The sequence below is a fragment of the Pantoea sp. E956-1 genome (assembly GCF_982223955.1).
The window spans coordinates 70,858-88,610 of record NZ_CEUYZP010000013.1 but is presented as its reverse complement, the minus strand read 5'-3'; the positions used below and the strand labels follow the sequence as shown (position 1 = coordinate 88,610).

Genomic DNA, 17,753 nt, shown 5'->3' with positions numbered 1-17,753 from the left:
AGAGAGGGTTTAAAGGGATTTGAGGCGAAAAGGTGGCGCAGATTTCACCACGCCTGTAACACAAACGGGAAAGATCAGACGGATGCGGTAACGATGTTGCCAGCCGCAAGCCAGTCCCGTCGTGTGAGGGTGTACATCAGGTTAGGAGGCAACCCCTCAGGATCATCGACCCTTTTCAAAAAGGTCAGGCCCGCTTTTTCCAGTACCCGGCGCGAAGCCAGATGGTTTTCGCGCGTCACACCTGTAATGATGCTCAACCCGGCCTCTTCGAATCCGTAGCGAATGGCTCTGCGGGAAAGCTCGGTGGCATACCCTTTTCCCCAGGCAGCAGGCTCAAACCGGTAACCGAGATTATTCGTCTGACGACCATCAAACTGGCTTCTGAAGACGCCCCCGAAACCAATGATTTTATCCGGATGGGCTTTTTCAAATATCGTCCAGTCACCAAAACCCTGTTCCTGATAGCTCTGTAATGTGCGCTCCATGGCCTGAATAGCATATGCTCTGTCGGGCCATGGACCTCGCGGGTTAAATTTATGCGTTTCGGGGTCGCTATAGATTCTGAAGAGGTCGTCAAGATCCTCACGAAGAGTATACCTGTAGAGCAGCCGCTCTGATTCCCAAACCATCCTGCGCTCCTTTTGGGTGCTGAATAAGCAATCTTTACTCTTTATATCAGCAAGTTCTCCTGTCACCAACTCTGTTACCCCGACTCAACGGCTGACAGCTAATCACTGGCAGCATGTCACCTCTGACGTAAGTACACAGAAAACCTGCGTTGCAAGGCCATGCAGGCATCCTGCCGGAATCCGGTCAAAAGAGCAGACGCGGCTGGGGGGCTCGCGTCCGGTCTGTTCTGTTGCGCCTGGCGTTTAAACTGCGCTGTGCAATTTAAACGAATCAACCATGCCACGCAGTGCATGTGCCTGCTCAGACAGCGACTGAGAAGCCGACGAAGACTCTTCAACCAGTGCGGCGTTGTTTTGCGTCACGCCATCCATCTGACTCACGGCGATGCTGACCTGTGAAATACCCTGCATCTGCTCGGAGGAAGACAGGGAGATATTATCCATTGCCTCGGCCAGCTCACTGACCATACCGACAATTTTCAGGATGCTCTGGCCGGTTCCGGCCGCCACCGAGACACCCTGCTCCACCTGTCCGACGGTCTGTTCAATCAGCGATTTGATATCCCGTGCCGCGGTTGCACTTCGCTGTGCAAGCGAGCGAACCTCACCTGCAACGACGGCAAATCCACGCCCCTCTTCTCCGGCTCTTGCCGCTTCAACGGCTGCGTTAAGCGCCAGGATATTGGTCTGGAAAGCGATACCTTCAATAACGCCAGTGATGTCGCGGATTTTTGCGGCGCTCAGTGAGATGCCATTCATGGTTTCGGACATACGCTGGACATCGTTTTCACCGCCGCGAGCCAGCGAGGCCGTTTCACGAGCCGAACCGGCAGTCTGCTGTGCGCCAAGGGTATTGCTTTTTACCGTCGCGGTAAGTTGCTCCATGCTGGCAGCCGTTTCCTGCAACGCAGACGCCTGCTCCTCGGTTCGTGAAGATAACTCGGTATTACCACGAGAAATCTCATCAGCGGCCAGCGCCACGGAACCCGCAGCCTCTTTAATACGGGAGACCAGCTCACGTAGATTGGCCTGCATACCACTCAACGATGCCAGCAGGCTGTTGGTATCACCGCGTCGCAATGCCACTGACGTGGTGAGATCGCCTGAGGCGATAGCGGCAGCCAGTGCCTGAGCCTGAGCCGGTTCGCCTCCCAGCTGACGCATCAGGATACGCACGGTAAACAGACAGGTTGCCGCTGCCAGCAGAATTGAGATGCCAGTGAGGATCATCAGCGTAAAGCCAGTACGCGCCGACGAATCACTGCTTATTGTCACCGCGTTCTGGCTCTCTTCACTCTGAATCGCTGAAAGGGTGTTAAGCGCATCCAGCAGCTTACGCTGCGCGGGACGCGTCACGGTCAGCAGATAGGCAGTGGCTTCCTGCGAACGATGATCCAGACCCAACCGGCCAGCCTGTTCAAGGGAGTCGAGCGTGGCTTTCTCTACTGACAGCCCCTTGTTGAACGCTTCGCGTGCAGCAGGGGTAGCATCATCCATCATACGGGTCAGCGACTCACGGGTGGTGATGTAAAGCGTTTTCTGAGTCTGCAGCCGTTTCCATTCCGGTTCCATCGCTTTAGTATCGGTCAGTAACGCCATATTGCGCACTGCAATGCCCATGTCACGCAGGCCACCCCGCATATCAAGTACCATCTGATAGCGTTTCATCTTCACATTGACGACATCGTTCATGCCATCACGGGCATTGTTAAGAGCGTGTAAAGCAATCCCGCTACACAGAATAAACAGCAGAATGAGCAGGCCAAAGCCGGCATACAGACGAGTTGAAATTTTCACAGGCGAGTCTCATGAGTGGATGTAATAAGGTGATCATGTCTTTCTGCTATCGGCATTGTGTGAAGAATTTGTAGCCACGGCCGGTAATAAACTTTTTTCAGGCGGAGGAGTGACGGGTACGCGCAGACTCATTATCGTAAAGAGTCGCTTGCTGACTCTGGCTCTGGTGTTACTGATGTTAACGTTATGCTTTAGCTGGTATGTCGGGTTTGTGGCGTATCATAAGCGTCATGGGAATCGGATTAATAAAAGGAAAGTGCAAAAATGGCTGAACAGAGCAGCATTATCACTGAACTTACCGAACTTGAAGGTCTTTACGGCACGGTTGCCCGGCCCTCTGTCGCTAAGGTGACCGATCATATTCATCCCGCTTATCGTCCGTTTATCGCCGCCTCGCCTTTTGTGGCGCTGGCAACGTCGGGGCCCGAGGGACTGGATGTTTCACCGCGCGGCGATCCGGCCGGATTTATCGAAATCGAAGATGACAAGACCCTGTTATTACCTGACAGACGCGGCAATAACCGCATCGACAGCCTGCGCAACATTCTGCATGACAATCGGATAGCACTGCTTTTTCTCATCCCTGGCATTGGCGAGACGTTGCGCGTGAACGGCACGGCAGCGATCAGCACCGACCCGGCGCTGCTAGAGCGCTTTGCCATCAACAATCAGCTGCCTAAAACCGTCTTGCGCATCACTGTGGAGAGCGTTTTCTTTCAGTGCAGCCGGGCGATTATTCGCTCCGGATTATGGGATGCCGAAACGCAGATCTCACGGCAGTCGCTGCCCAGCACCGGTTCCATCCTCAGACAGATTGCAGAGATTGATGGCGACGCCTACGACAAAGCGCTGCCTGAACGATTGAAGAACTCCCTTTATTGATCGCCGTTCAGGGCCTGGAGGCTTCACTTCATCCTGTGTGCTGATGAGTGAGGTACTGATACTTTCGGACCGCAGATCATCGTGCGTCTGCAGTCAGGCCTCTAAGCGCAAACAGCGATAGCGTTACGCAAAGCTCTCCAGTAGCTGCTTTGCATGAAGGTAGTCGTAAGAGGTCACTTCAATTTTATTATTACTGAGATCGCTGAAATAGACGGACATCGACACCTTGTGGTCACTGACGCTGAAAGGGATTTTATTCTTACTGAGTACAGGTATAAGTTCGTTAAAAGATGAGGCTGCCACTCCGAAAGCCACCGTATGGCCTGGTGGCTGAGATTTTCGCAGGAAAAGAGAGAGTGATGCTCTGTTATTCCTTATAACCAGCGGCCCACCCTGTTCAAACCAGAAGTACAGTGAAGGGTCGCGTTCAAAGCCCAGGATCTCGTTGTACCACTTTTCTGCCTGTTCAATATTTTCAACGTAGAGATGGATATGATCGATCTCATCTATCTTCATCATCTGGCTCCCTGATTGCTTTTAACAGTGAGACTCGCCGAAACGTTGTTGATAAACAACCCGCAAAGCACATAACAACACTCAACAGGAAATGGACAGAGAAGAGCGCAGTAAAGCGGCCCGGAGAGACAAAGCGCAGGCGAAGAGAGAGCGGATGTACGTCAGCATAAACAGGCCCCATTTGGGGTTGCAACGCTTCCATCAGGTCACGCGATCACAATATGGACCTGATCTTTATGCATTCCAGGAATTTATAATTATTTAGTTTTAACTGTCAGACAGTGTTGATTTACCGCGGGTCGATAAGGTCTAAGACTAAAGACAATATTTCATCCATAACATGTGGCTCGACTGTGGCGGCATAGCTTGCCTTGCACGCAGTCAGGTCAAGCGAGCGCACCTGATAGCACAGCGCAACGCCGGTCACTTTGCCGGTATCTGTACTGTTACCGTCCAGATAAACAGTCACGCCCTGTGAGCGTGATGCGCCGCCGCCGCTTGTTACCGGCACGCACACTGCCGTTCCCAAAGCCGCAACCAACTCCCGCTGCGAAATAACAAGGTAATAATGCGGCCCTTTAAACTTTCGCCCTTCAACCGGATCGCCATTAACGTGCCAGATTTCGCCTTTCTGCGGCACTCTCCCTGAAACCATCAGATAGGCTCCCTGCCCTGCGGCGCGTCGTTCAACCCCTCGGCGGCCTCTTCGTTATACTGTTGAATTTCCTGCTGATCGATACCGGCCAGCAACTGAGCAACTGTGCGGCGACCGCGTGGTACACGCGTTACCGGCACAATATTCACCGATTCGCCTTCTGCGGTGACGTCCAGCTCAATGCCGACGGTCCAGCCCGCTCTGGCAGCAATCTCGCTGGGGATAGTCAGCACGACCGCCCCGCCCTGCTGACGAAGTCTTGTTGAAGCCATATCTCCTCCCATGTGTGACTAAGTAACACAACCCTTACCACAGGGTGACACTAAGTCACACAGCAAAATAGGTTAAAGCAAAGATATTGCATTAAGGCACAGATAGCCGTATACCTTATTAAAGCTAATACTTTGCATTAAGGTGATTTCCATGAACCCCACATTGACGCCTCAGGCTGCTGCCCGTACCACGCTTTTCAGTTTTACCGGTGCAGCGCTGATCTCCGCCACCAGCAGTGCGCCAACGCCGCTCTACCCGCTCTATCGCAGCCTGTTCCATCTCACGCCAACCATGCTGACACTGATCTTTGGCGCCTATGCTTTCGCGTTGCTGGCCGCGCTACTGACGGTGGGTAAAGTGTCCGACTATACCGGCCGCCGTCCGTTGATGCTGCTGGCGCTGGCGATCAATGCGATCGCGCTGGTGATCTTTATGACCGCCAGTTCTGCGGCGACCCTAATCGCCGCCCGACTGGTGCAGGGCTTTGCTACCGGTATTGCCTTGCCGACCTTTGGTGCCAGCCTGATTGACGCCAGTAAAACCCGCGGACCATTGCTGAACTCGTTCACTGCCTTTCTGGGGATGACGCTGGGCACGCTGGCGGGCGGCATACTGCTCACCTTCGCGCCCTTTCCTACGGTGACGATCTACGCGTTGCTGCTGCTCCTGATGCTGGTTGCCATGGCGCTATTGCCTCTGATACCTGAAACCATTGCGCCTCAGCCGGGTGTTCTGGCCGCACTGCGACCCCAGGTCAGCATACCGCGACGCGCGCTGGGGCCATTGTTAATGGTAACGCCGGTTAACATCGCAACCTGGATGCTGGGCGGATTTTACCTTTCACTGATGCCCTCAATAGTGGCGAACGCAACCGGCCTGACATCGCCTTTTGTCGGTGGCTCGATTGTGGCGACACTGATGCTGAGCGCAACGGCAGCAGTATTTCTCTTTCGTCCATTACCGCCTGCGCGGGCATTAATTATCGGTACGCTGATGCTGATAGCGGGCGTCAGCATCACGCTTGCGGGGCTTTCTCTGCACAGCGTGGCCTGGCTCTATCTCGGCACCGCCATTGCGGGTCAGGGATTTGGATCGATTTTCTCCAGCGTGCTGAAAATCATTATGCAGTTAGCTGAAAGTCATGAACGCGCCGGACTGTTTTCCGCCTTTTTGATCAAAAGCTATCTCGCCTTTGCCCTGCCTGCGATTGCCGCCGGAATGGCAGCGCCCCATATCGGACTGAACCAGACCGCCTGGTTCTATGGCATGACTATCATCGTGCTGTCACTGGTGTCGCTGCTGGCGATCAGGGGTCGCGCTTTAGCCGGAGCGGCCAGTTAACAAACCCGCCAGACGCGGCCAGATGTCAGTCGTGTCATCCACAAACGACAATTTTCACTTACACTCAACGGATTAATTTCAGGCGCAGTTGCTGCGTGATACCGTGAGTATGATGTCGAAATCCCAATCTGATGCGGTTTTAGCCCGGTTTTCATCCGCCACACGACGCTGGTTTTCTGCCACCTTTGCTGCACCCACGCCGGTGCAGCAGGCGGCATGGCAGGCGATAGCCAGCGGAGAACATGCGCTGGTGATCGCCCCGACCGGGTCAGGGAAGACACTGGCGGCCTTCCTCACTGCCATTGACACGCTGTTTCAGTTCCGAACCGCGCAGCCCTCACCTGCACGTGAAACGACTACCCGCATTCTCTATATTTCACCGGTTAAAGCGCTGGCCGCGGACGTACAGCGCAACCTTAATCTGCCGCTGGCGGGCGTTTACGCTGAGCGGCAGGCGCTGAATGAGCCAGAGATCACGCTGAATATCGGAATGCGATCCGGCGATACGCCCGGTGCAGAGCGCGCCAGGCTGGTGCGCCGTCCGCCCGATATCCTGATCACTACACCCGAGTCACTGTTTCTGATGCTGACCTCAAAAGCCCGCACGACGCTGCAGGGTGTGACCACGGTCATCGTCGATGAGGTGCATGCGGTGGCGGGATCGAAGCGGGGTTCCCAACTGGCGCTGAGTCTGGAGAGGCTCGATGAGCTGCTGCCCCAGCCTGCCCAGCGTATCGGGCTTTCCGCCACGGTACGACCGGTTGAGCGGGTGGCCGCCTTCCTTGGCGGCTGTCAGCCCGTTCAGGTGGTGAATCCGGCCGCAGACCGGACGCTGCACCTGACCATCGAGGTGCCGGTCGAAGATATGACCGATATCGCCAGCCCCGATGACCTGAGCGGTGAAGCCACGCCTGCCAGCGGATCGATCTGGCCGCACATTGAAGCGCGCATACTGCAGCAGGTCATGGCCCATCGCGCCACGCTGGTGTTTGTGAATTCGCGTGGCCTGGCGGAAAAGCTGACGGCGCGGCTCAATGCGCGTTATCTGGCGCAGCAGACAGCCGCTGGCGATCGGGATGCAGAACGCGACGACAGTGACGATCTTATTGCCCGTTCGCATCACGGTTCCGTCTCGAAGGAGCAGCGAGGCGAGATTGAAGCCGCACTGAAGCTGGGCAGACTGCGCTGCGTGGTGGCCACTTCGAGTCTGGAACTTGGCATTGATATGGGGCCGGTGGATCTGGTGATCCAGGTGGGCGCACCGCTTTCAGTCGCCAGCGCACTGCAGCGTGTGGGACGCGCCGGACATCAGGTCGGCGGCGTATCAGCCGGCATCCTCTTTCCGCGCACCCGACGCGATCTGCTGGATTCGGCCGTCATATTGCAGTCAATGCGTGCGGGCCAGCTCGATGCGCTGGCTCCGCCGCGTAACCCGCTCGATATTCTGGCGCAGCAAACCCTGGCGGCCGTCGCAATGGATCCCTTACAGGTCGATGATTGGTACGCGCAGGTCTGTCGGGCCGATCCGTTTCGCACGCTGTCGCGTCGGCTGTTTGATGCCACGCTCGATATGCTGGCGGGTAAGTTTCCCTCCGACGCCTTTGCTCAGCTACGGCCGCAGCTGGTGTGGGATCGTCAGAGCGGACTGCTGACGCCGCGACCCGGCGCTCAGCATCTGGCCGTGACCAGCGGCGGCACCATTCCCGATCGCGGCATGTTCAGCGTCATCCTGCCGGAAGGTGAAGAGCAGGCTGGCTCACGTCGTGTCGGCGAGCTGGATGAAGAGATGGTCTATGAGTCGCGGGTCAATGACATTATTACCCTGGGCGCAACGTCGTGGCGGATTCAGCAGATTACCCACGACCAGGTGCTGGTGGTGCCTGCGCCAGGCCGTCCGGCTCGTCTGCCTTTCTGGCGAGGAGAAGGTGTGGGCCGCTCGGCCGAGTCGGGTGCCAGCCTCGGGCTGTTTCTGCGTCATCTGAATGCGGCTTCACCGGCGGATGCGCAGGAGCAGTTGCGCGCGCTGGGGCTGGATGCCCGCGCAGTCACAAATCTGCTGGCTTTGCTGGCTGAACAACGCGCCGTCACCGGCGTATTGCCGGACGATAGCACGTTGCTGATTGAACGCTGCCGTGACGAAATCGGCGACTGGCGGGTGATCCTGCATTCGCCCTGGGGAAAGCGGGTTAATGCGCCCTGGGCGCTGGCGATTGCCGCCCGAATCCAGCAACGACTGGGCATTGACGCTTCCGTTGCGGCCAGCGATGACGGCATTGTGGCCCGCTTTCCCGCCAGCGAGGGAATATTACCCGGCGCTGACCTGTTTATGTTCGACGCCGACCAGTTGACCCGGGAGGTCACTGAGAGTGTCGGTCAGTCGGCGCTGTTTGCCGCCCGCTTCCGTGAATGTGCCTCACGCGCTCTGCTGCTGCCGAGGCGTAATCCGGGTAAACGATCGCCGCTCTGGCAGCAGCGGCTGCGCGCCGGTCAGTTGCTGGAAGTCGCACGTCAGTATGACGATTTCCCCATTCTTATCGAAACCGCACGCGAATGTCTGCAGGATGTCTACGATCTGCCTGCCCTGCACCAGCTGATGCAACAGATGGCACAGGGAAAAGTAAAGCTGGTCGAGGTGACGACCGAACAGCCCTCCCCTTTTGCCGCCCCGCTGCTTTTTGGCTACGTTGCAGAGTTTATTTACGCCAGCGACGCCCCCCAGGCAGAACGGCGCGCCTCACTGCTGGCGCTCGACAGTAACCTGCTGGGTGAGCTGCTCGGCCAGACCAGCAAGCGTGATTTGCTGGCACCTGACGTCGTTGAGCAGGTTGAACAGGAACTGCAGCGCATCGATTCCCGCTATCAGGCACAGCACATCGAAGGCATTATCGATCTGCTGCGCGATGTTGGCCCGCTCACGGTTGCCGGTATTGCGGCACGTTTCCGTGGCAACGGCCAGCACATCGAGGAAGCCGTGACGCAGTTCGCGGCCGCGCAGCGAATGATTCCGGTCATCCTCGCCGGTGAAGAGCGCTGGGCAATCATTGAAGATGCAGCTCGCCTGCGTGACGCACTGGCCGTTGTCCTGCCTGTCGATCTGCCCGCAACATTTCTGGAGCCGCAGCCCGATCCGCTACGCGATCTCATTAACCGCTACGCCCGTACCCATACCCTCTTCACCGCCCGACAGCTCGCCACGCATTTTGGTCTGGGTATCGCCATTGTGAATGAGGGACTGCTTTCTCTGCATCAGCAGGACAGCCTCCTGAATATGGGTGCGGCAGCAGGCGAATCGGAAACGGAGTGGGTTTCCACAGAGATCTTCAAACGGTTACGCTTACGTTCACTGCAATCAGCACGTGAGGCAACCCGGCCTGTTCCACCTGCCGCCTGGATCAGCCTGCTACTGGAGCGTCACGGTGTGCTTAACACGCAGCGTGAAGAGCATCAGGGTGTCAGCGGGCTGTTGCGGGTGATTGAGCAACTTGCGGGTGTGCCGCTACCGGCCTCGCTGTGGGAGTCACAAATCCTGCGCGCCAGGATAGCCGACTATCAGCCCGCGATGCTCGATGAACTGTTAGCCAGTGGTGAGGTTACCTGGTGCGGACACAAAGCGCTGGGTCAGAATGATGGGTTGATCTCGCTGCACCTCATGGAATATGCCGCTGAAACGCTGCCGGTGATTGACACCACGCAGCTTCTGACGCCGATTCAGCAGACGATTCTCGACGCACTGAGCCGGGGTGGCTCGTGGTTTGTTCATGAGATCATGGCACTGATGGACGAGGCAGAGACGCAAACCACCGATATTTATGCTGTCCTGTGGCAACTGGTGTGGCAGGGCTATGTCACTGCCGATAGCTGGATTGCGGTGCGTGGGCTGCTGACCACGCCAGGCGCGACTCGTTCACGTCCGGCGCGTACCCTGCGCACCCGTTTTGGTCAGCGCTTCACCCCGGGCGCACTTTCTGCACGCCGACCGGCGGTCAACACGCTGGCTGGTCGGTGGTCGCGGGTTAACCGACAGGAGATAGCCCCTGCCCGGCTGGCCCTGTCGCTGGTGGAAAATCTTCTCGACCGTTATGGGGTGATCAGCCGGGGTAGCGCGATATCGGAACAGATCCCCGGAGGGTTCCCGGCGTTACAGCCGGTATTACGCAGCATGGAAGATGCCGGACGACTGCTGCGTGGCCGGTTTGTCGCGGGTGCGGGCGGCGCGCAGTTTGCCGACCATAACACCATTGAGCGGCTGCGGGAGCGGGCAGAAAAGCCGCTGACTGCGACAGATGCGGTGGCGCTGGCCGCACCGGACCCGGCGAATCCGTTTGGCGCGTTGCTGAGCTGGCCGCTCCACGCCAGCGGCATCCGCCCGACCCGCCGTCAGGGGGGACGCGTGGTGATTGCAGGCGGCGCGTTACTGCTCTACCTGACGCCAGGAGGCAAAGAGTTGCTGACATTCGCCGACGATCCCGCGCTGCAGCAGGTCGCGGTGGCGGCGCTGGGCCTGGCACTGAAGCGTGAAAAGCCCGCGAGTTTCACGCTGGAGAAGGTAGATGGTGAACCGGTGTCGCAGTCACCGCTGCTTAACGCGTTGCGACATGCCGGATTTTCACGGGTGCCGCAGGGGCTCAGCTGGTATAGCTGAGGTTTTTTCGTGCACGTTTTTTTCGCGGACAAAGTCGATAAATGCCTGAAGCGGGGCAGGAATCAGGCGGCGATCGTTGTAGTAAAGCCACGGACCGGAGAAAGTCAGCCACCAGGGTTGCAGCAGCGGTTCCAGCCTGCCGCTGTCAAGGGCTGGCCTGAGCCACTCGTCAAACAGATATATCACGCCGCTTCCGGCGATGGCCGCCTCCACCGCCAGATCCATTGCGCCACCGACCGAAACTACCAGCGGCCCGCTGGTTTCAACACTGATCTCTTCGCCCTCGTGGCTGAAGGTCCAGTCAGCCATGATGCCGCTGGCATAACGGCCACGCAGACAGCGATGATGGATCAGGTCGCGCGGATGTTCCGGCCGGCCATGTTCTGCAAGATAAGCCGGAGAAGCCGCCAGCGCGAACCGTTGCTGTCTGGGGCCGATGGGCATCGCCACCATATCCTGCTCCAGCCGCTCATCATAACGGATCCCGGCGTCACAACCGTCACGAAAGACATCCTGCACGCTGCTCTCCGCCACAATTTCCAGCCGGATATCGGGATAACGCTGCAAAAATTCCGGCACCAGCGCGGGCAGCACCAGCCGGGTTGCACTGACCGGCACATTCAGCCGCAGCGTGCCGCCAGGGGTGTTACGGTAGCGATTCACTGCATCCAGCGCGGCGTTAACTTCATTAATCGCGGGCAGCAAACGTTCCATCAGCGCCCTGCCCGCTTCGGTTAACACCACGGTTCGGGTGGTGCGGTGAAACAGACGAATACCCAGCTGCTGTTCCGCCCGTCTTACCGCATCGCTCAGGCGTGATGCATTGCTGCCGGTGACGCGTGCCGCTTCACGAAATCCCCCCGCTTTTGCCACCGCCACGACGGCATCCAGCAACGCCATATCGATCGCCATTGTGCATCACCCCGTACAGTCTGTCCTGATTTAACCGGATAGTTGCACAGCTGAATCACCGTTACAATTGATCCACATTCACGCAGGAGGTTTTCATGTCAAACACCACCATGACTTATACGTTAGGCGATCGTGAAGTTAACCGTATTGGCTACGGCGCTATGCAACTGGCCGGGCCGGGCGTGTTCGGCCCGGTAAAAGATGAAGCCCGGGCAATTCAGGTTTTGCGCGATGCACTCGCGGCAGGTGTTAATCATATCGACACCAGCGACTTTTATGGCCCGCACGAAACCAACCAGCTGATTAAAAAGGCGATCCATCCCTATCCGCAGGATCTCTGCATTGTCACCAAAGTGGGTGCCCGACGCGACGCCAAAGGCGGCTGGCTGGCGGCGATGGAGCCAGAGGCGCTGACGCAGGCTGTGGAAGATAATCTGCGCAACCTGGGGCTGGATGTGATTGAGGTGGTGAACCTGCGCAGTATGTTGCATCCGGCCAGACCCAAAGAAGGCTCTCTGAAGCCACAGCTGGAGGCGCTGCTGGCGTTACAGGCGCGCGGGCTGATTCGCCATATTGGCCTGAGTAACGTCACCGCCAAGCAGATCGCAGAAGCTCAGGCGATGACGCCAATCGTCTGCGTGCAGAATATGTATAACCTGGCGCATCGACAGGATGATGTACTGGTGGATCAACTGGCGCAGCAGGGCATCGCGTATGTGCCGTTCTTCCCGCTGGGCGGCTTCTCTCCGTTGCAGTCGGATCAGCTTAATGAAGTGGCTGCATCCCTGAATGCCACGCCGATGCAGGTCGCACTCGCGTGGCTGCTGCGGCGATCGCCCAATATTTTACTTATTCCAGGCACCTCTTCCCCGGAACATCTTAAAGAGAACCTTGCCAGCGGCAGCCTGGAACTGTCGGATGAAGTGATGGAAAAGCTGAACGCTATTTAACATCAGGCCCGCACGATGCGGGCGTGATGCTTTACTGATTCAGAAACTACTGAGACAGGTTGCAAGTTGCGGCTTGTCGCTACAACTGATGTGATGATCGATTCGGTTAATCATATAGGGATAAAACGGATTAGAGGTGGCACGCATAATCGAGTCAAGCCCGACAATCAGCACCGCACTTTCACCGCGCAGTGACAACGTCCCAAAACTGATACCAAACTCATTCTTCTTCTCGGGCGCACTGCCATATAACCCATCCTCAGCCGGAAACGGAATCGCAACGTGCGACAGCGAGTAGAGACCCGCCGGATAGTCGATTGCCAGCAGCTGAATCTGTTCCTGCATCTCTCCGGCTGGCACACTTTTTGTCACCATTTCCAGCGAGGTGGCGGAGGCATTAGTGATCACCGTGGATGAGTAATGACGACGTGCCGCAGGCAACAGCTGGTTAACCGCGGTGTAAGAGGAGTGACGGAATAACGGACTGACGCTGACCGCCTGATTGATATCGAATAGCACCAGTTCGCTGCCGTTCACTGGCAGATAGTTATATAGCGAACGGATGACCGAAGGCGTACTGACGGTAGAATCCATGACCGACTGAAAGGTCAGCACGGGCGGGAAACCGGAGAGCTGCTGATTACGCGCGTAGAGCAGGATCTCTTTCTGCAGCGCCTGCGTCAGCAAATAGGTCTGCCGGGCTGCGTGAACCGGAAAAGAGTTATATTTAAACGGATTAAACTCCGGCACGATATTCAGCCAGGCCGTTTTCGAGAAGGCAGGGAAAACCGAGGGCAACCCGGCAACACCTGCGAACCGGGCAAAACGAGTCACACCGATCATCGGCGATAACAGAATCAATTGCTGAGGACGACGCAGCGTGTGATCGCCCAGGCTGTCGAGCGCATATTTTACCGCCAGCGCCCCACCGTTAGAGAAACCCACCAGATGTAGCGGCGTCTGCGTGCCCGCCAGCCGGGTCGCTTCCCGCACCGCCAGGCGTGTAGCGGCCATCCAGTCCTGCCAGTCAACATCGGTCAGACCCGAAGGCACCGTACCGTGACCCGGTAACCGTATCGCCACTGCCACAAAACCCTGCTGACGGTAAGCCTCTGCCACATGCCGCAGACTATAAGGACTGTCGGTCAGTCCATGCAACAGCACCACCGCACCGCGCGGCGTGCCCGTCGGTTGCAGAATATAGGACCGGTTCCAGTCCTGCGCAAAATGCCCCGGATAGATCATGCTGCCAGCATAGTATCGGTTGAGTGGTGTTTTTTCTTCCGCATCCAGCCGGTCGCTGACCTGCTGCTTCATCTCGTCGAAAAGATGATTTTCGGCCTTGAGGTAGTCGGCATACGTCGCATTATCGAGCTGTTCCACTGTCAACTCATGCGGGATCCAGGTGTGCCAGCGATGTAACTCCGGCCCGCGTTCCGATTCATAGATTCGGAAAATTAGCAGCAGCAGTAACAGCATCCCGACTACTATCACCAGCCGCCAGAGCCTGCGTATGACTGTTTTCCACTTCCGGGTCATACATCCTTTCCTGAAAAATTAAAATGCATAGCGAAACCACGCGAACAGCACGTTGCCATTATTGAACGTGCCCGGAATATAGGTGAACTGTACATTCAGCGCCTTATAACCGGCCGAGAACAGCGGCAGAATAATCGGTAGCGGAATATAGTTACCAAAATCTTCACGCGCGGTGATACCGGCGGTTAATCCCGCACCAAGGCGAAAGTCCTGATTCGAACCTGGATACCAGCCCTTCTCCCAGCCATAACCGACAATAGGCTGCCACTCATTGTGTGAATCTTTGAAAGCCATTGCATAAAGCGCGCTCCAGTTGCCGCTGTCGCTGTAGCGGGAAATGCCCAGACCGCCCCCCCAGGGATGCTCGTTATAGTTATCGGTTTTTTCTTTGTCGTACATAAAGCGGGCGTGCCAGCTGACAAATGGCAGGTAGAGATCGGTATGCTGAGGCGTGTTCCAGGTCTGCGCAACATCGTCCGTGAATCCATTCCACCAGGAGGAGATCGGTGTGTTTTCAGCATGCAATGGCGCAGCAGTCAGCAGTGCGGTAAAAACTGCCGTCGTGATTAAAATTTTCATAGTGCGTACCGGTCAGCGTGCGGAGCAGATGAAAAATGAGTATAGCGCAGAGCCTGAGGCAATCTTTGTCAGCGGTCATGCTTCGCTTAACCGCGGGTTTCTGAGGACCTCAACGACCAGTCATTCATCCAGTCTCTGGCGATTTCAGCCTGAAATCGCCAGAGCTGTACGGAAATTAATCGAGGAAAATAACTGATTACAGTGAATGTTGTCTGACAGGACTTAATGAGAACAAGATCCGGGGAAATGCGGTGCAATGGAAAGTAAGAAAATAGCGAGGTAAGGAGGTAAGGAGGTAAAACCGGATTCAGCCGGTGGGCTGAATCCGGTGGGAGACTCAGGAGGCTTCAGCCTCTTTCGGCTTTTCACCAAACTTTTCTTTCATGTGTGACTCAATCTCTTCCAGGCTTTTGCCCCGCGTCTCCGGCACCATCGCCATCACGAAGATCAACGATCCGACGTTAATCGCAGCAAAGATGAAGAAGGTGGTGCTGCCGGCATATTCCATTATCGGTGGAAAACTGAAGGCGACTATCGCGTTAAAGATCCACTGTAGTGAGACAGCGCCGCCGGTTAACACGCCGCGCAACTGCATCGGGAACAGTTCCGACATCATCAGCCAGTAGACCGGCGAGATGCACATCTGCATGCAGAACAGGAACAGCAGAATGCAGCCCAGAGCGAGGTAGCTCTGCATCAGGCTGGGAGCGATAAAGGTCATCACGCTGCCCAGCATAATCTGCGAAGCGACCACCAGACACAGGCCGGTAATCAGCATTGCCCGGCGTGGGAAGCGACTGACCGCCCAGATACCGACAATCGCCGCCACCACTGAGACCACGCCGTTACCGATGGTCGCGGCAATCGACGCGCTGGTGCCAAGTCCGGTCTGTTTAAGGATGATCGGGGTGTAATACATAAAACCATTAACCCCGGTGAACTGGGCAACAAAGCCCAGCCCGACGCCGATAACCATCAGGCGAATCACCCACTTCTCACGGATCAGGGTTTTTGCATCCGGCCCACGTTCCGCTGCTCTCGCCTGCTTCTTCATCTGCGCCATTTCATGGCGCACTTCACGCGGCGTTTCACGCAGGTACTTCAGGATCTTCTTAGCTTCTTTCAGACGCCCTTCCGCCACCAGCCAGTGTGGTGAGGCGGGAACGAAGAACGTGCCGATAAACAGTAAAAGACCCGGCACCATGGCAATTGCCAGCATGTAGCGCCACAGGTGCTCATCATGCAGCAGATAGCTCAGCAGCGTACTGGCAACATAAGCAATGAGCTGTCCGGTAACGATCATCAGCTCATTGCGACTGACCAGCGGCGCACGCAGGCGCGGTCCGGCAATTTCGGCGATAAACACCGGCACGGTTGAGGAGCCGCCGCCGACAGCAATCCCCAGCAGGAAGCGCATTGCCACCATGACATTGACAGAAGGCGCCAGCGCTGTTCCCAGTGAACCCAGCACAAAAATAACCGCCAGGCTGCGAAGGGTAATACGCCGGCCAAACCGGTCAGAGAAAAAACCACTCAGGAAAGAGCCGATCGCGGCACCGAACACCAGTGAAGAGGCCACCAGCCCTTCAGTGAATGAGTTCAGTCCAAGTCCACCCTGATCGGGTGGTGAGGTCATATAGGGTAACGCACCCGAGATAATCCCGGTGTCATAACCAAAAGCCAGCGCGCCCATAGTGGCAACCAGTACCACTAAAAAAATGCGCTGGCGTACCGTATCTGCAGGCGCGTGATCGCCCGCTTCACCAGAATCTGGTGTATTCGTACTCATAATATCCCTGCCATTAATCAGTTAAACATCCGTTTGATTAAATTTCATACGGAATAGAAATGGAACATATTTACCGAGTGGGTAAAGAAGTGTAGACGGTATTTAACAGTTAGCTTTAGCAATGCGATTTTTATAACGGGGAGAGTTAACCGAATAAATAAATCAGCGTAATAATGACGTCATGAAATTTATTTTAACATTAGGTTAACACTTTCAGTTCCTGCTGGATCCAGCTCAGGAAATGCGCGACGCGGGGAAACTGAGCAAATCCCCGCGGGAAGACCAGATGGTGGGCGCTGACGGGCAGACTCTCCTGTTCGGACAAGACTCTGACCAGTTTTCCGCTGCGCAGATAATCCTCCGCCAGCAATTCACTTTCAAATATGAGACCGTGGCCTAACATCGCCGCCTCAAGACTCATATAAGAGCGATCAAAGCGAAATAACCACTCTTTATCCGGCTGAGGTAATTGCTGAGAAGCAAACCACTGCGGCCACTGAATAAGCGGCGACTCCGATAATATCAGCGCATGATGAATTAAATCAGCGGCCTGATTAACCGGATGCTTTTTCAGATACTCAGGCGAGGCCAGCACCGACATTCTTTCGTGGCGGATCGTTTTAATCTCGAATGAGTTCCAGTCCGGGAATCCATGGCGTATCGCAATATCAATATTGTCGCGGCTGAAAGATAAATTCTCATAAGAGCAGGAGAGCGTGAGCTGGAACTCGGGATAGTTGTCGCGAAATTTATGGATGCGCGGCAACAGCCACAGCAGACCGAAACTGGGTGCGCAGTGGATCCTGAGGTTGCTGCGGGCTTTCTCGTTACTGATGCGCGCTGTCGCCTGCGTCAGACTCAGCAGTATCGGACCAATCTCCCTGAGGTAATGCTCACCCGACAGCGTCAGCACTACGCCCTTTGCCGAGCGATTAAACAGAATACAGCCCAGTTCACGCTCCAGTTTAGCCAACTGATGACTGGCCGCCGATGGCGTAATGCTTAATTCCTCGGCCGCACGCGCAACATTACCAAAATGAGCCACCTGCTCAAAAACCCGCAGTGATTTAATCGAAGGTAAGTGATCAGACTGCTTTTCCATCCGCCTCTCCACAAAGGAATTTTGTGATATGTGCCCATTTTTAAATCGCAAAATTGTTAACTGCATCAAACCAACAAATTCATTCAGCATCAAATGAATTTTTTTGCATTGCCAATATTAGCCGCTTTATCAATTCTGATCGTGACC

14 protein-coding genes are annotated in these 17,753 nt (G+C 56.1%); 4 read left to right on the top strand and 10 right to left on the bottom strand.

Annotated features, from left to right (window positions below):
* Nucleotides 1-74 precede the first annotated feature (74 nt).
* Together AC0T7J_RS22450 and AC0T7J_RS22445 are read right to left on the bottom strand one after the other, a co-directional pair.
* Nucleotides 75-629 carry a GNAT family N-acetyltransferase gene (locus AC0T7J_RS22450; protein ID WP_473797244.1) on the bottom strand — a complete coding sequence of 185 codons (555 nt, stop codon included), beginning with the start codon at nt 627-629 and terminating at the stop codon, nt 75-77.
* A 243-nt stretch (nt 630-872) separates the two neighbouring features.
* Nucleotides 873-2,426, bottom strand: a complete 1,554-nt coding sequence (locus AC0T7J_RS22445) for a methyl-accepting chemotaxis protein (protein ID WP_473797241.1) — start codon at nt 2,424-2,426, stop codon at nt 873-875.
* A 264-nt stretch (nt 2,427-2,690) separates the two neighbouring features.
* Here AC0T7J_RS22445 and AC0T7J_RS22440 point away from each other — a divergent pair, with 264 nt between their 5' ends.
* Nucleotides 2,691-3,308: a pyridoxamine 5'-phosphate oxidase family protein gene (locus tag AC0T7J_RS22440; protein WP_473797238.1), complete on the top strand. Its 618-nt coding sequence runs from the start codon at nt 2,691-2,693 to the stop codon at nt 3,306-3,308.
* A 123-nt stretch (nt 3,309-3,431) separates the two neighbouring features.
* Here AC0T7J_RS22440 and AC0T7J_RS22435 read toward each other — a convergent pair whose 3' ends face one another.
* From AC0T7J_RS22435 to AC0T7J_RS22425, 3 genes are all read right to left on the bottom strand, one after another.
* Nucleotides 3,432-3,824, bottom strand: coding sequence for a VOC family protein (locus tag AC0T7J_RS22435; protein WP_473797395.1), 393 nt, complete (start codon nt 3,822-3,824; stop codon nt 3,432-3,434).
* A gap of 289 nt (nt 3,825-4,113) precedes the next feature.
* Entirely contained in the window at nt 4,114-4,479 is a 366-nt protein-coding gene (locus AC0T7J_RS22430; protein WP_473797236.1) for a type II toxin-antitoxin system PemK/MazF family toxin, read from the bottom strand.
* On the bottom strand, nt 4,479-4,751 hold the full coding sequence (locus AC0T7J_RS22425) for an AbrB/MazE/SpoVT family DNA-binding domain-containing protein (RefSeq protein WP_473797233.1): 273 nt from the start codon (nt 4,749-4,751) through the stop codon (nt 4,479-4,481). The genes AC0T7J_RS22430 and AC0T7J_RS22425 overlap by 1 nt, the downstream gene beginning before the upstream one ends.
* Nucleotides 4,752-4,902: 151 nt before the next feature.
* On the opposite strand from AC0T7J_RS22425, the gene AC0T7J_RS22420 reads away from it, so the two are divergent.
* Complete coding sequence (locus AC0T7J_RS22420; protein ID WP_473797230.1) at nt 4,903-6,093, top strand: MFS transporter; 1,191 nt, start codon at nt 4,903-4,905, stop codon at nt 6,091-6,093.
* 112 nt (nt 6,094-6,205) lie between these two features.
* Nucleotides 6,206-10,735, top strand: coding sequence for an ATP-dependent helicase (locus AC0T7J_RS22415; protein ID WP_473797392.1), 4,530 nt, complete (start codon nt 6,206-6,208; stop codon nt 10,733-10,735).
* On the opposite strand, the gene AC0T7J_RS22410 is transcribed toward AC0T7J_RS22415, so the two are convergent.
* On the bottom strand, nt 10,700-11,647 hold the full coding sequence (locus AC0T7J_RS22410; RefSeq protein WP_473797227.1) for a LysR family transcriptional regulator: 948 nt from the start codon (nt 11,645-11,647) through the stop codon (nt 10,700-10,702). The genes AC0T7J_RS22415 and AC0T7J_RS22410 overlap by 36 nt on opposite strands.
* 95 nt (nt 11,648-11,742) lie before the next feature.
* Between AC0T7J_RS22410 and AC0T7J_RS22405 the strand changes: the two genes are divergently transcribed.
* The gene (locus AC0T7J_RS22405; protein ID WP_473797224.1) at nt 11,743-12,597 is read left to right on the top strand and encodes an aldo/keto reductase family oxidoreductase; all 855 of its coding nucleotides are present in this window, start codon (nt 11,743-11,745) and stop codon (nt 12,595-12,597) included.
* Nucleotides 12,598-12,636: 39 nt separating this feature from the next.
* Here AC0T7J_RS22405 and AC0T7J_RS22400 read toward each other — a convergent pair whose 3' ends face one another.
* From AC0T7J_RS22400 to AC0T7J_RS22385, 4 genes are all read right to left on the bottom strand, one after another.
* Nucleotides 12,637-14,136 carry an alpha/beta hydrolase gene (locus AC0T7J_RS22400; RefSeq protein WP_473797222.1) on the bottom strand — a complete coding sequence of 500 codons (1,500 nt, stop codon included), beginning with the start codon at nt 14,134-14,136 and terminating at the stop codon, nt 12,637-12,639.
* Between the two features lie 18 nt (nt 14,137-14,154).
* Nucleotides 14,155-14,715, bottom strand: a complete 561-nt coding sequence (gene pagP / locus AC0T7J_RS22395) for a lipid IV(A) palmitoyltransferase PagP (RefSeq protein ID WP_473797220.1) — start codon at nt 14,713-14,715, stop codon at nt 14,155-14,157.
* A gap of 337 nt (nt 14,716-15,052) precedes the next feature.
* Nucleotides 15,053-16,504, bottom strand: coding sequence for a sugar porter family MFS transporter (locus AC0T7J_RS22390; protein ID WP_473797218.1), 1,452 nt, complete (start codon nt 16,502-16,504; stop codon nt 15,053-15,055).
* Between the two features lie 199 nt (nt 16,505-16,703).
* Complete coding sequence (locus AC0T7J_RS22385) at nt 16,704-17,606, bottom strand: LysR substrate-binding domain-containing protein (RefSeq protein WP_473797216.1); 903 nt, start codon at nt 17,604-17,606, stop codon at nt 16,704-16,706.
* Between the last annotated feature and the right edge of the window lie 147 nt (nt 17,607-17,753).